The organism is Pseudomonas sp. MC6, assembly GCF_054790575.1.
This window is the reverse complement of sequence record NZ_CP186504.1, coordinates 4,845,013-4,859,254: the sequence shown is the minus strand read 5'-3', so window position 1 is coordinate 4,859,254 and position 14,242 is coordinate 4,845,013. Positions and strand designations below refer to the sequence as shown.

Here is a 14,242-nt window from a genome sequence, read left to right as displayed (position 1 = left end):
AATGAACATCAGCAGTGCCATGGTGGTGGCCGCCAGGCATTGGCGGAAGATCTGCCAGACCACGCTGGTCAACTATGGAATCTCCGAAGCCTGCGCCGTGCCGCTATTGATGATCGGCCGCTTGGGCGAGGGCGTGCGCCAGGTTCAGGTGGCGCAGGCGGCCGGGATGGAGAGTCCGTCGCTGGTGCGTCTGCTCGATCAGTTGTGTCATTCCGGCTACGTCTGCCGCACCGAAGATGCCCAGGATCGCCGCGCCAAATGTCTGAGCCTGACCGACACCGGGCGTGAACTGGTGCAAGCGGTGGAGATCGAACTGGTGCGCTTGCGTCACGAGGTGCTCGAAGGCATCGAGCAAAGCGATCTGGAAGCTACGCTTCGGGTACTCAGAGCTTTTGAGGCGGCCAACCCGCCATGGGTGGTTAATTCTTGAACGGTTTTTTCTCCGGCATTCCGCCGGCCCGTGACTGGTTCTACGGGGTGCGGACTTTTGCAGCGTCGATGATCGCGCTGTACATCGCCTTGCTCATGCAAATGCCGCGTCCGTATTGGGCGATGGCCACGGTGTATATCGTCTCCAGCCCGTTTCTCGGGCCGACCAGTTCCAAGGCGCTGTACCGTGCCATCGGTACCTTTCTCGGTGCCGCTGCGGCGGTTTTTTTCGTGCCGATGTTCGTGCAGAGTCCGTTTGTGCTGGTGGTCGTCATTGCGCTGTGGACGGGCATTTTGTTGTTCCTGTCTCTGCAACTGCGCACGGCCAACAACTACGCATTGATGCTCGCCGGTTACACCCTGCCGCTGATTGCCTTGCCGGTTGTGGATAACCCGCTGGCAGTGTGGGACGTAGCAGAGGCGCGCACCGAAGAGATTTTCCTCGGCATCGCCGTTGCCGCCGTGGTCGGCGCGATGTTCTGGCCGCGTCGTCTGGCGCCCGTATTCAATGACGCGGTGAGCAAGTGGTTCGCCGACGCAACGACCTATAGCCTGAAATTCCTCAGTCGCGATGTGCAGCCCGAAGAAGTCACCGCACTGCGCATGGCCATGGTTGCCAACTTCAACAGCCTCGAATTGATGATCGGCCAGTTGCCCCACGAAGGCGCACTACCGCAAACCGTGCGCAACACCAAAGAACTGCGCGGGCGAATGATTCATCTATTACCGGTGATCGATGCGCTGGAAGATTCGCTCTATGCCCTCGAACGGCGCACGCCGGAACTGGTGGAAAAGTTCGAACCGCTGCTGGCCGCAACCCGCGAATGGCTCGCTCATCAGGACGCCGATCTCGAGCGCTGGCAAGCCCTGAAAGATCAGCTCGAAGCCCTGCAACCGAGTGCCGAAGCACTGCAAGACCGCAAACAACTGCTGTTCTCCAACTCGATTTATCGCCTCGGCGAATTCATCGATTTATGGCAGGACTGCCGCAGTCTGCAGGACGCGATTCTCTGCGAGCGCCAGGACAGCTGGCGCGCGGTCTACCGTCACTGGCGCCTCGGTCGTCTGACGCCGTTCATTGATCGTGGGCTGATGCTCTACTCGGCGGCCTCGACCGTTGTGGCGATCATCACCGCCTCGGTGCTGTGGATTCTGCTCGGCTGGCCGGACGGCGGCAGTGCGGTGATTCTCGCCGCGGTGGCCTGTAGCTTCTTCGCCTCGATGGACGACCCGGCACCGCAGATTTACCGGTTCTTTTTCTGGACCGGCATGTCGGTGCTGTTCGCCAGCCTTTATCTGTTTTTGATTCTGCCCAACCTGCATGACTTCCCGATGCTGGTGCTGGCGTTTTCCGTGCCGTTCATCTGCGTCGGCACCCTTACCGTGCAGCCGCGGTTCTTCCTCGGCATGCTGCTGACGCTGGTTAACACCTCCTCGTTCATCAGTATTCAGGGGGCTTACGACGCGGACTTTTTTGCCTTCGTGAACTCCAACCTGGCGGGTCCGTTAGGGCTGTTGTTCGCGTTTATCTGGACGCTGGTGGCGCGTCCGTTCGGCGCCGAACTGGCGGCCAAACGCCTGACCCGCTTCAGCTGGAAAGACATCGTCCACATGACCGAGCCGGCCAACCTCGCCGAGCACCGGAAACTGGGCGTGCAGTTGCTCGATCGACTGATGCAGCACCTGCCGCGTCTGGCCCTCACCGGCCAGGACACCGGCATCGCCATGCGCGAAGTGCGCGTCGGCCTCAACCTGCTCGATTTGCTCGCCTACACCCCTCGGGTGAGCGGCGCGCCGAACGCGCTGTTGCAGCAAGTGGTCAGTGAAGTCGGCGAGTATTTCCGCGCCTGCCTCAAGGCTGGCGAACGCTTGCCGGCGCCGGCCCCGTTGCTGATGACCCTGGATCGTACCCGCCGCGCGCTCAATGGCCACGGCGACGATGAAACCCGTCTGAACCTTTTGCACGCCTTGAGCGGTTTGCGTCTGGCGCTGTTGCCCGGCGTCGAATTCGTCTCCAGTGCCGACTCCGAAGAACCGCTGCCCGATGGAGCGCCCCTATGATCGGTGATCTGGACATCAGCGGCATTTTCCTGCCGACCCTGCTGGTGTTGATGGGCATCACTTATGTGCTGTTTTTGCTGGTGCATGCCGTGCTTACGCGCGTGCACTTTTACCGTCTGGTCTGGCACCGGGCATTGTTCAACGTGGCCCTCTACGCGGTACTGCTGTACGGCGTGGACTCACTCAGTCGATACCTGATGACATGAAAAAACCGTTTTTGACCATCGGTCGCGTGGTACTGACCCTGCTGATCGTGACTTTTGCCGTTGTCCTCGTCTGGCGCATGGTGATGTATTACATGTTTGCGCCATGGACCCGCGACGGCCACATTCGCGCTGACATCATCCAGATCGCCCCGGACGTGTCCGGGTTGATCCAGCAGGTGGAAGTGAAAGACAACCAGTTGATCAAGCGCGGCCAAGTGCTGTTCAGCATCGACCAGGACCGTTTCAAACTGGCCCTGCGTCAGGCCAAAGCGGCTGTCGCCGATCGCGAAGAAACCCTCGCTCAGGCCCAGCGTGAGGCCAAGCGTAATCGTGGCCTCGGTAACCTCGTGCCGGCCGAGCAACTGGAAGAAAGCCAGTCGAAGGTCGCTCGCGCGCAATCGGCACTGGCCGAAGCCATGGTCACCGTGGACAGCGCTCAGCTCAACCTCGACCGCTCGGTAATCCGCAGCCCGGTCGACGGTTACGTCAACGACCGCGCGCCGCGTCCGCAGGAATTCGTCACCGCCGGGCGTCCGGTGTTGTCGGTGGTCGACAGCAATTCGTTCCACATCGACGGCTATTTCGAAGAGACCAAGCTCGACGGCATTCATGTCGGCCAGTCGGTGGACATCCGTGTGATCGGTGACCGCGCCAAACTGCGTGGGCATGTCGAAAGCATCGTTGCCGGTATCGAAGACCGCGACCGCAGCAGCGGCAGCAACTTGCTGCCGAACGTTAACCCGGCATTCAGCTGGGTGCGGCTGGCGCAGCGGATTCCGGTGCGGATTGCCTTTGATGATGTGCCGGCAGATTTCCGCATGATTGCCGGTCGCACTGCTACGGTCTCGATCATTGAAGACTCAAAGGTCGACGATAAAAAGCAGGAGCCCGGGCAATGAGCAGGGCGCTGATGATCGCCGGGTTGGGCGTGATGCTCTCGGCCTGTCAGATGGTCGGGCCGGACTATCAGGTGCCTGAGGATGCGGCGGTTGAGCGCAAGGATTTTCAGGGCGAACTGGCGGTCGCCGGCAAACCGGTAGTCTCGGCGCCGGTGCCGGCGGATTGGTGGCGTCTTTATAAGGATGCGCGGCTGGATCAACTGGTGCAGCAGGCCATGGCTTCCAACACCGATCTGCGCGTCGCGGCGGCGAACCTGCAACGGGCGCGGGCTCAGGTCGATGAGGCCGAAGCAGCGGGTGGCTGGAGCGCAGGTGTGAAGATGGGCGCGCAGCGTTTGCAAGAGTCTGGTCAGGCATTCTTGCTGCCGGAAAAAGTCCCGGTCGATAACGTCGGCGACATCGGCATCAGCGCTTCTTATCAGTTCGATCTGTGGGGCACCTTGCAGCGTGGCATCGAAGGCGCCAAGGCCAATGCCGACGCGACCCAGGCCGCGGCAGACACGGCGCGGATCACCTTGGTGGCAGACGTCGTGCGCGCCTACACCCAAGTCTGCGCGGCCAATGAAGAACGTGAAATCGCCGAGCATTCCCTCGACCTGCAATCGCAAAGCACCACGCTGATCCAGCGTCTGCGCGACGCCGGTCGCGGTGACGAAACCCAGGTCACTCGCTCGCAAACCCAGTTCAAATCCTTGCGCGCCGAACTGCCCCGCTATGAAGCCGCGCGTCAGGCAGGGCTGTTCCGTCTGTCGATGCTGTTGGCGAAACCGGTCGATCAATTGCCGGCCGGTACCGCTACCTGCGCAGAACTGCCGAAAATCGCCCAACTGGTGCCAGTCGGCGATGGCGCTGCGCTGCTCAAACGTCGCCCGGACATTCGCCAGGCCGAACGTCGTCTGGCCGCTTCGACCGCCGGGATCGGCGTCGCCACTGGCGAGTTGTATCCGGACATCAGTATCGGCGCGACCATCGGCACTGTTGGTCTCATCGATGACTTGGGTGATCCGTCGACCAACCGCTGGGGCTTTGGCCCGTCGCTGAGCTGGAAGGTGCCGACCAACGGCGCCCGCGCGCGAATCCGCGAGGCAGAAGCGGCGACCCAAGGCGCCTTGGCGCACTTCGACGGCGTGGTGCTCAACGCCATTCGCGAAACCCAGACCGGCCTGGCCCAGTACAGCGCATTGCTGCAACGCCGCGACGCACTGGCCGATGCCGAGGAGTCGGCGAAACTGGCCGCCGACCAGACCCACCGCTTCTTCCAGGTCGGCCGCGAGTCATTCCTCGCTGATCTGCAAGCAACGCGCACCTACACCGATGTCACCGCGCAACTGGCCGCCGCCAACACCCAGGTTGCGATGAGCCAGATCGATTTGTTCCTCGCCTTGGGCGGCGGCTGGGAAAGCGGACGAACGCACGCTCCAAGCCCCAGCAAACCCTGAGGCCGTTGCTATGCTTTGAAGTGTTGAAGGGACGCCCCGTGCAAAGCGCCCCTTCAGCGCACATTGCTAGCGCTGGTCTAGGGGAAACCAATAATGAAAAACCCTTACGCTCTCGGCTTCTGGTGCGCCCTCGCAGCGCTGGTGCTGCTCTCGGCCACCTATTTCTACGGCATCATGCTGGCCCACCAGATCGACAAGGCCATGGTTTTCCTCGACAGCGCCGTCGCGCTGATTGCGGTCATGGCTATCGTCGTCGTGGCGTGGGCGTCGCTCCAGGTGCAGCGGGTCAAGAAACGGCAGCTTGAACAGGGCAAGACCCTGGTGCTGATCTGGGATACCAAAGTCGCCCTGCGCCGGGTCGAAACCGTGTTCGACCGGTATTTCTGGGGCAGTTACTGGCAGCCGGGCCGGACATTCGCCGAAGTCATGGGCGAACTCACCGGCACGCCGCTGGAAAAAAGTCTCGAAGCGCTGAAAAAGCAGTGTCTGGAACTCGACAAGCAGATTGATGGCGAGGGCTGGCACTGGCTCAACAATGCCCGGGAATTGTCCGATGTCGCTACAGCCATGGCCCGCGAGCGTTATCAACTTGATTTCTGCGATCCGCGCGCCGACGTCTCGGGCGGAGCGGTGATTGATCGGGACTTTGAAGTGCTGGTGTACACCTGGACCGCGCGGCTGAAAAGCTTTGATCATCAGCTGGATGAGATCGAGGTTCAGTATTCCTGATTCCCGCCGAATCGACCGGCCTCATCGCGAGCAGGCTCACTCCTACATTTGGAATGCGTTCCCCTGTAGGCCTTCGCCTGCTCGCGATGGCGACTTAAAAAACACCGAAACTCTCGCAGCCCGCCCACTGTCCACTCTCCCCATAGACACTCTTTAACCTTTAAACATTGGGCCAGCTCCCGCGCCCGGTGCTAATCTCCACCGCTGAACTCAGCACAGTCGAGCCGCGACCCGGTCACGGGTTCAGGGAAGACGACCACACTCACAGCCACGGAAATCGATCAGGTCATTCATGAATAAATCAGCAGGCGTGCTCCTCGGAATTGTTGTTGCCATCGGCGCGATCAGCGCAGGCGGGGCCTGGTACACCGGGACCAAGATCGAAGGCGTACTCAACAACGCCGTCAGCAATGCCAACCAAGAGCTGCAAACCGCCATGGCCGGCTCCAACGGTACCGCGTCGCTGGAACTGGTGTCGCTGGAGCGCCACACCTTCACCAGCACCGCGCACTACCGCCTCAAAGGCGAAGGCGAGATGTTCGGTGATGCGCCGGTCGAACTGCTGTTCGTAGACCACATCGAACATGGCCCGCTGCCGTTCTCGCGTCTGGTTTCGCTGAAATGGCTGCCGGTCATGGCCACCAGCAACTACGAGCTGGAAAAGAATCCGGCCACCGAGAAGTGGTTCGCTGCGACCAAGGGCGCCGCGCCGCTCAAAGGCGTGACCAGCATCGGCTACGACGAATCCACCACCAGCACCCTCGATCTGCTGCCGTTCGAAACCGCACTGGATGAACAATCGAGTCTGAAGTTTTCCGGCCTGACCATGAACATCTCCGCTAACGCCAAAGCGCAGAAGGTCAAGGCGGACGGCTACATGGACAACCTGAAACTGGTCACCGTCGCTGAAGATCAGGCGCCGGTGCAGGTCGAACTCAACGGTCTGACCCTGGCCAGCAACCTCGCCAAGAGCAGCTACGGCTACTACACCGGGGAAAACACCCTGGTGCTGACCAACAGCAAAACCACTTTCGGCACCAAGCAGTCGGTGCTCGGTGTGAAGAACTTCGAAATGAAGAACCTCACCGAAGAAAACGGCAGCAATGCCTCGGGTCGTGCTGACTACAAGGTTGGCGAAGTCAGCCTCAACGACAAGAAAGTCGGCTCGGCGAACATGGCCATGAGCCTGAAAAATCTCGACATTCCGTCGACCATGTCGCTGATGCAGATTTACCAGACCAAACTGCAGCCTTATGAAAAAGCCGCCGCCGAAGCTGCAGCCCAGGGCTTGCCTGCGCCAGAGCTGAATCTGACCGAAGCGGAAAATGCGCAAGTCAAAGCCGACCTGCAAAAACTGCTGGCTGCCGGCCCACAGTTTGCGTTGGAAAACCTCTCGTTCAACACCGCCAACGGCGAGAGCAAGGCCAATCTGGTGATCGACCTGACCAAGCCGCAATCGATGGATTTGCCGCCGGATCAACTGGGCAAACAACTGATCGCATTGCTGGACCTGAATATCCAGGTGTCCAAGCCGATGCTGGTCGATCTGCTCAGCGTGCAGGCACAACTGGATGGTCAGACCGATGCCAAAGCCATCGTCGATCAATCCAAGGAAGCTGCCGACATGTTTGCGGGCATGGCGGTCGGTTCGCAGTTGGCCGTCGTCGACGGCAGCAACGTCGTGACCAAGCTGCATTACGCCGCCAATCAGGTCGAATTCAACGGCCAGAAGATGACCGTCGAGCAGTTCGTCGGCTTCCTGATGAGCAAGTTCGCCGGCGTCACGCAAGTGCAGTAATCCTGCGTTCTTGATAGCAACGCCCGGCCTCTGTATCGCACAGACGCCGGGCGTTTTGCTGTCTGGCGTTCGGATTTTCGGCTGAACCACCAGCACGATTCTGAACAATTATTGTGTTCTGGATATTGCTCTGCGCTTGCGTGCAAAACTGCCTGACTAAGCTTGGCCGTTGCATGTGCATTGGCGGCCACCGTTACGAAAGGGCAAGGAGGGCATTGCGACCCGGCTGGCCATGTAAGGATGCTGACGAATGCCGCGTATTGATGTTCCTGTATTGCATCGTGGTTTACGCCCTTTGTTTCGAGTCGCGCTGTGCAGCCAATTGCTCTGGCCGGCGCTGGCGTTTGCCGACACACCCTACGATCAGATGGTGCGCGACGCCCGTGCCGGGCAAACCACGCCTGCGCTGACGGTTTTGCGCCAGGTGCCACTTGGGCAGTCGACCACCGGGCAGATCAGCGATCACCTGCAAATCGCCAGTTGGGCTGGCCTCGATGCCGAAGTGGTGCAGGTCTATGAAACCCAGGGCCGCGACCGTGTCCTGCCGGTTCAGGCGCTGACCGCCACCGCCCGCGCTTATCGCAACCTCAAACGTTGGGATCAGGCCACTCAGGTCTACAACAAGGCTTTGGCGTTGGAGCCGGATAATGCCGACCTGCAATTGGGCCTGGCTTTGACTCAGGCGGATGCCGGCAAACCCGACGAAGCGGTGACCCGCGCCAAAGCGTTGGTGGTGGCCAAGCCTGATGATCCTTCCCGTCGTCTGGCGCTGGGCTACGCGTTGACCCGCGCCAGCAAACAGTACGATGCCCTGTTCGAATACGATCAAGCATTCAAGCGCGCCGGCAGCAAACCGGAAGTCGCTCGCGAATACGTGGTTGCTCTGCAAAAGGCGCGTCTGCCGGAGCCGGCGCTGCGTCTGGCCAATCAGCGTCCGGGCCTGATTGATCCGGTAACCCTGCGTCGCCTCGAAGGCGATCTGGCTGCCGAGCGCGTGCGTCTCGCCGAACTCGCCACCCGCAGTGAAAAAGAACGCTACGTCATCGCCGACCGCGCGCTGGCCGACTACGACAAACTGCTCGCCACCTGGACATCGGACGCGACCGCTCACGACGACGTGATTCGCTGGCGCATCGACCGCATGGGCGCGCTCAAGGCCCGGGCGCGCACCGCCGACGTCATCACTGAATACCAAAAGCTGCAAGCCGAAGGCGTGAAGATTCCGACCTACGCACTGCGTTGGGTAGCGGCGTCGTATCTGGATCAGCGTCAGCCAGAAATCGCTACCGACCTCTATCGCCAAGTGCTGGCGGCGCCGGATGCCGATGTCGGCGACCGACTCGTAGACACCACTGCGCTGTACTACTCGCTGCTGGAAAGCGACCGCGCTGATGAGGCGCGCAAAGTCGCCGAGGACGCCGCCAAGTCCCAGCGTCCGCGTGTTGAACTCAAGGGCTTGCCGATCGGCAACCCCAATGATGAATGGATGGACGCCCAGCAACTGGCCGCGCAGGCCGGCACTTACAGCGCTGACTTGCCCCATGGCGAGGAGCGCTTGCAGACGCTGGTCGATCAGGCGCCGGGTAACGTCGGTTTGCGTCTGGCTCAGGCCGATCTGTACCTGGCCCGTAACTGGCCGCGCCGCGCAGAAATGCAGCTCAAGGAAACCGAGAGCATGGTGCCGCGCGCCATGGGCCTGGAAATTGGCCAGGCCCACACCGCGATGGAATTACAGGAATGGCGGCAAATGGATGCGCTGACCGACGACGTCGTCGCCCGCTATCCGGATAACCGCCAGGTACAGCGTCTGGCCCGTGAGCGCGAAGTGCATGACATGTCCGAGCTGCGCGTCGAGGCCTACGGCGGCAAGGCCAACGGTGGCGGCAGCGGCGATGCTGGCGCCGTCAGCGGCAGCCGCGATTTCGGCATCCAGACCACCCTGTACAGCCCGCCGATCAATGAAGATTGGCGCGTGTTCGCCGGCGCCGGGTATGCCACCGGTGACTTCGCCGAAGGCACCGGGCACCACCGCTTTCAGCGTGTTGGCCTGCAGCGGCGCACCCGCGACATGACCCTCGAAGCGGAAGTGTCCAATCACGATTACGGTTTCGGCGACAAACAAGGCGCGCGTCTGGCGATCGCTCGCGACATCAATGACCACTGGCAGTACGGCGGCAGCCTCGAATACCTGTCGGCCGAGACACCATTGCGCGCGCTCAACAGCGACATCAAAGCCAATGGCGGCAGCGGTTTCATTCGCTGGCGCGCCAACGAAAGCCGCGAGTGGCGTCTGTCGGTAAGCCCGTCGCACTTCAGCGACGGCAACAACCGCGTCGAAGCCTTGCTCACCGGCCGCGAGGGCGTCTACAGCGCGCCGAACGTGCAGGTCGATGCAGGACTGGAAGTCGGCACCAGCCACAACTCCAAGTCCGATGACGTGCCGTACTTCAACCCCAAATCCGACTTCAGCGTGATGCCGCTGGTCAACGTCAATCACGTGCTCTACCACCGCTACGAAACGGCCTGGAGCCAACAATTCCAGGCCGGTGCGGGAACGTACAGCCAGCGTGAGCACGGCACCGGCGGCATGGCCCTGCTCGGTTACGGTCAGCGTTATGCCTGGAACGACGTGTTCGAGGTGGGCGGTTTGTTCAGTGTGATCAATCGGCCTTACGACGGTGATCGGGAGACCGATCTGCGTCTGCTCGTCGACCTCACTTTCCGCTTCTAGAAGAGTTTGAAGATGCCTTTGATTTCGCGTTTCATCCTTCTGCTGGGAGCGCTGCTGATCAGCGCCTGCGCCCAGCAAGCTCCGGCCTTCGCGCCGCCGTCCGAGCGTCCGCTGGCGGCCAGCGAAAAACCGTGGCCGAAAAATCACGTGCTCGGCATTGCCTATCACGACGTCGAAGACCTCGATCCTGATCAGGCCGTGGTGGCGGTGCGCACCGAGCGCATGATCGAACAGCTCGCGTGGCTGCGCGAGAATGGCTACAAACCAGTGACGGTCGACCAGATCATGGCCGCACGCAAGGGCGGCCCGGAGCTACCGGCGAAAGCGATCCTGCTCAGCTTCGACGACGGTTATTCGAGTTTCTACACTCGCGTGTTACCGGTGCTTCGCGCCTACAACTGGCATGCGTTGCTGGCACCGGTCGGTAGTTGGATCGACACGCCGCTCAATCAACCGGTGGATTTCGCCGGTGCTCCGCGTGCGCGTTCCGACTTTCTGACCTGGGATCAGATTCGCGAAATCTCACACTCCGGGCTGGTGGAAATCGCTGCTCACACCGACGCCAATCACAAAGGGATTCTGGCCAACCCGCAGGGCAATATGCAGCCGGCGGCGGCGACCCGGCGCTACGATCCAGTGACCAAACGCTATGAATCCGAGGACGATTTCCAGGCGCGGATTCGCACCGACGTGAATAACATCTCGGAAAAAATCCGTAAGGTCACCGGTAAAAAACCACGCGTCTGGGTCTGGCCGTATGGCGCGGCGGACGGCACATCGCTGACCGTGGTCGGCGAGGAGGGCTACGAAATGGCCCTGACCCTCGAAGACGGTCTCGACGCCCTCGACAACCTGATGAGCAGCCCGCGCTTTCTTGTCGCTTCGGATCCTGACGGCGAGCGTTTCGCCAACAGTATCGTCGACGTGCAGTCGGATTTCGTCATGCGCGTTGTGCATGTTGATCTGGACAACGTTTATGACCCGGATCCGGCGCAGCAGGACATCAACCTCGGAAAGCTGGTGCAGCGCATCGCTGACTTGGGCGCCAACACGGTGTTCCTGCAAGCCTTCGCCGATCCAAAGGGCGATGGCCTGGTGCATTCGCTGTACTTCCCCAACCGTCACTTACCGGTGCGTGCGGACATTTTTAACCGCGTCGCCTGGCAACTACGTACCCGCGCTAACGTGAAGGTCTTCGCGTGGATGCCGGTGCTGAGTTTTGGTCTTGACTCGAAACTGCCGCGCGTGACCCATTGGGACCCGAAAACCGGCATCACCTCGGTGGATCCGGATCAGTACCAACGCTTGTCGCCGTTCGATCCTGAAGTGCGACGGATCATCGGTGAAATCTACGAAGACGTCGCGCGCCTGACCTCGGTCAACGGCATTCTTTACCACGACGACGCGGTACTGTCGGATTTCGAAGATGCCGGTCCTGAAGCCTTGAAAGCCTACGCTGCCCACGGTTTGCCGGGTTCGATTGCCGCATTGCGCGACGATCCGGCAGCGATGCAGCGCTGGACGCGTTTCAAGAGCAAATACCTCATCGACTTTACCAACGAGCTGACCGCCAAAGTCCGTGCGATTCGCGGCCCGCAGGTGCTGACCGCGCGCAATATCTTCGCCGAGCCGATGCTCAACCCCGAGAGCGAAGCTTGGTACGCACAGAACCTCGATGACTTCCTCGTGACCTACGACTGGACGGCGCCGATGGCCATGCCGCTGATGGAAAAACAGACCCAGGCAGAGTCCGGTCCGTGGCTGGAAGCGCTGGTGGCCACGGTCAAAAAGCGCCCAGGGGCGCTGGATCGCACGGTGTTCGAATTGCAAGCGCGGGACTGGACGAAAAAGGATCAGGCCGACATCGACGGTGCGCATCTGGCGGACTGGATGGGCCGCCTCAAGCGTCAGGGTGCGACCAGTTTCGGTTACTACCCGGACAACTTCCTCGACAACCTGCCGGACCTGAAAACCGTAAGGCCTGCACTCTCCAACAAATGGAATCCATAACATGCTGGATAGACTGTTAGCCCTGCTTGTTCTGGCGCTCGTTCTCGGCGTGCCGCTGGGCCTGATCTTCCTGGTCACCGGGCAGTTCCTGATGGACTTCGTGTTCTTCTACCCGTTGTTCATGTCCGGGTTGTGGATCGCCGGCGGCCTGTATTTCTGGCTGCACTGGGAGCGCCACTGGCCATGGAAAGACGACACGCTGCCGCCACCGCTGGAAGGCGAGCCGCTGATCTCGATCCTGATCCCTTGCTATAACGAAGGTGACAACGCCGCCGACACCATCCATGCAGCACTGGCCCAGCATTATCCGAACATCGAAGTTATCGCGATCAACGACGGCTCCAAGGACAACACCGCCGAAGTGCTGGATGCGCTGGCCAAGGAAGATCCGCGTCTGCGCGTGCTGCATCTGGCGGAAAACCAGGGCAAAGCCGTTGCTCTGAGGATGGGCGCCATCGCGGCACGCAGTGAGTATCTGGTGTGCATCGACGGTGATGCGCTGCTGGCGCCGAACACCGCAGCCTATCTGGTCGCACCGATGCTGGATAACGCACGCCTGGGGGCGGTGACCGGCAACCCGCGGATTCGCACGCGCTCGACGCTGGTCGGGCGGGTGCAGGTCGGTGAGTTCTCGTCGATCATCGGGCTCATTAAGCGTACGCAACGGGTGTTCGGGCGGATTTTCACCGTCTCCGGCGTGATCGTCGCGTTCCGCCGTACCGCGCTGAACCGCGTCGGTTACTGGAGCCCGGACATGATCACCGAAGACATCGATATCAGTTGGAAGCTGCAACTCGATCACTGGAGCATCTTCTACGAGCCGCGCGCGCTGTGCTGGATTCTGATGCCGGAAACCCTCGGCGGGCTATGGAAGCAACGACTGCGCTGGGCGCAGGGCGGTGCCGAAGTGCTGTTCAAAAACATCCGTGGCATCTGGCAGTACCGTCATCGTTACCTGTGGCCGCTGCTCTTTGAATACTGCCTGTCGACCGGGTGGGCATTCACCTTCCTGTTGTCGGTGATTTTCTGGGCCGTCGGCAAGTTTGTGGTCATGCCGGAAGCCATCGCGGTGGATCACTTGATGCCGCCGGCGTTTACCGGGTTGCTGCTGGCCTTCGTCTGCCTGGTGCAGTTCGCGGTCAGCATCGTCATCGACCGGCGCTATGAGCCGGGATTGGGTCGCACAATGTTCTGGGTGGTCTGGTATCCGTTGGTGTTCTGGCTTATCAGCCTGCTGACCACGTTGGTCAGCTTCCCCAAAGTGCTGTTCGGCCAACATCAGAAACGTGCGCGTTGGGTCAGTCCTGATCGGGGCATAAAACCGATCGGCGACGACGAAGAGGAGGTCATCAAATGAAAATCATCCGGACTCGCCAGCGGCCTTTTCTGGTAGTGATCGATGTCATCCTCACCGTGGTGGCCTGGGTTGGCCTGCTGTTTCTGCTGATCCGTGGCTTGTGGCCGCTGGTCGAAACTCACGCGGGCGGCCCGCTGATCGATAAATCGGCGTTCGACGCGCTGGGTACCCTGCAGATTTATCTGTGGATTGCCTTGGTCAACGCGGTGATTCTGATCGGTTGGGCGCGTTATCAGCAGCGCAAAAGTCGCAGTTTCGCCCAGCGTCGGTTGCCGTCGCCGGTGATTGACGATGAAGGGCTGAGCAAGAGTTTCAAACTCTGCGATGACCGCTTTCAGAAACTGCGCACGCCCGGGGTGATGACCATTCACAACGATCAGGAAGGCGACATCAGCCATGTGGTGACACATTTCTGGCCGGTTCAGCCGCAGGAGTTGCCGCCGCCACTGGCACCGCTGGAGCACCCGCGGGTGATCTTTCTGCATGCTGAAGATGATGACAATCGCGAACCGGTAAACCGGCTTACCTGAGTGGCAAAGTCCCTGTAGGAGCTGCCGAAGGCTGCGATCTCTTGACGTTGAAG

The 14,242-nt window shown here is 60.9% G+C and carries 11 protein-coding genes; all 11 read left to right on the top strand.

Annotated elements, in window-relative coordinates; translation table 11 throughout:
- Position 1: 1 nt before the first annotated feature.
- The 11 genes from ACOYXE_RS21695 (at position 2) to pgaD (ending at position 14,189) form a co-directional block, all read left to right on the top strand.
- Positions 2-430: a MarR family winged helix-turn-helix transcriptional regulator gene (locus ACOYXE_RS21695; protein WP_038367319.1), complete on the top strand. Its 429-nt coding sequence runs from the start codon at positions 2-4 to the stop codon at positions 428-430.
- The gene (locus tag ACOYXE_RS21690) at positions 427-2,490 is read left to right on the top strand and encodes an FUSC family protein (protein WP_460926589.1); all 2,064 of its coding nucleotides are present in this window, start codon (positions 427-429) and stop codon (positions 2,488-2,490) included. The genes ACOYXE_RS21695 and ACOYXE_RS21690 overlap by 4 nt, the downstream gene beginning before the upstream one ends.
- Positions 2,487-2,696, top strand: coding sequence for a DUF1656 domain-containing protein (locus ACOYXE_RS21685; protein ID WP_007917703.1), 210 nt, complete (start codon positions 2,487-2,489; stop codon positions 2,694-2,696). Before ACOYXE_RS21690 ends, ACOYXE_RS21685 begins: the two co-directional genes overlap by 4 nt.
- The gene (locus ACOYXE_RS21680) at positions 2,693-3,595 is read left to right on the top strand and encodes an efflux RND transporter periplasmic adaptor subunit (RefSeq protein ID WP_160054632.1); all 903 of its coding nucleotides are present in this window, start codon (positions 2,693-2,695) and stop codon (positions 3,593-3,595) included. Before ACOYXE_RS21685 ends, ACOYXE_RS21680 begins: the two co-directional genes overlap by 4 nt.
- Complete coding sequence (locus ACOYXE_RS21675; RefSeq protein WP_460926588.1) at positions 3,592-5,034, top strand: efflux transporter outer membrane subunit; 1,443 nt, start codon at positions 3,592-3,594, stop codon at positions 5,032-5,034. The genes ACOYXE_RS21680 and ACOYXE_RS21675 overlap by 4 nt, the downstream gene beginning before the upstream one ends.
- A gap of 93 nt (positions 5,035-5,127) precedes the next feature.
- The gene (locus ACOYXE_RS21670) at positions 5,128-5,763 is read left to right on the top strand and encodes an NADH:ubiquinone oxidoreductase subunit N (protein ID WP_160054636.1); all 636 of its coding nucleotides are present in this window, start codon (positions 5,128-5,130) and stop codon (positions 5,761-5,763) included.
- A 292-nt stretch (positions 5,764-6,055) separates the two neighbouring features.
- The gene (locus ACOYXE_RS21665) at positions 6,056-7,561 is read left to right on the top strand and encodes a YdgA family protein (RefSeq protein WP_160054638.1); all 1,506 of its coding nucleotides are present in this window, start codon (positions 6,056-6,058) and stop codon (positions 7,559-7,561) included.
- 250 nt (positions 7,562-7,811) lie between these two features.
- On the top strand, positions 7,812-10,292 hold the full coding sequence (gene pgaA / locus ACOYXE_RS21660; RefSeq protein ID WP_460926586.1) for a poly-beta-1,6 N-acetyl-D-glucosamine export porin PgaA: 2,481 nt from the start codon (positions 7,812-7,814) through the stop codon (positions 10,290-10,292).
- Positions 10,293-10,304: 12 nt separating this feature from the next.
- Positions 10,305-12,302: a poly-beta-1,6-N-acetyl-D-glucosamine N-deacetylase PgaB gene (gene pgaB / locus ACOYXE_RS21655; protein WP_460926585.1), complete on the top strand. Its 1,998-nt coding sequence runs from the start codon at positions 10,305-10,307 to the stop codon at positions 12,300-12,302.
- A 1-nt stretch (position 12,303) separates the two neighbouring features.
- Positions 12,304-13,659 carry a poly-beta-1,6-N-acetyl-D-glucosamine synthase gene (gene pgaC, locus ACOYXE_RS21650; protein ID WP_460926584.1) on the top strand — a complete coding sequence of 452 codons (1,356 nt, stop codon included), beginning with the start codon at positions 12,304-12,306 and terminating at the stop codon, positions 13,657-13,659.
- Entirely contained in the window at positions 13,656-14,189 is a 534-nt protein-coding gene (gene pgaD / locus ACOYXE_RS21645; protein ID WP_460926583.1) for a poly-beta-1,6-N-acetyl-D-glucosamine biosynthesis protein PgaD, read from the top strand. The genes pgaC and pgaD overlap by 4 nt, the downstream gene beginning before the upstream one ends.
- Positions 14,190-14,242 lie beyond the last annotated feature (53 nt).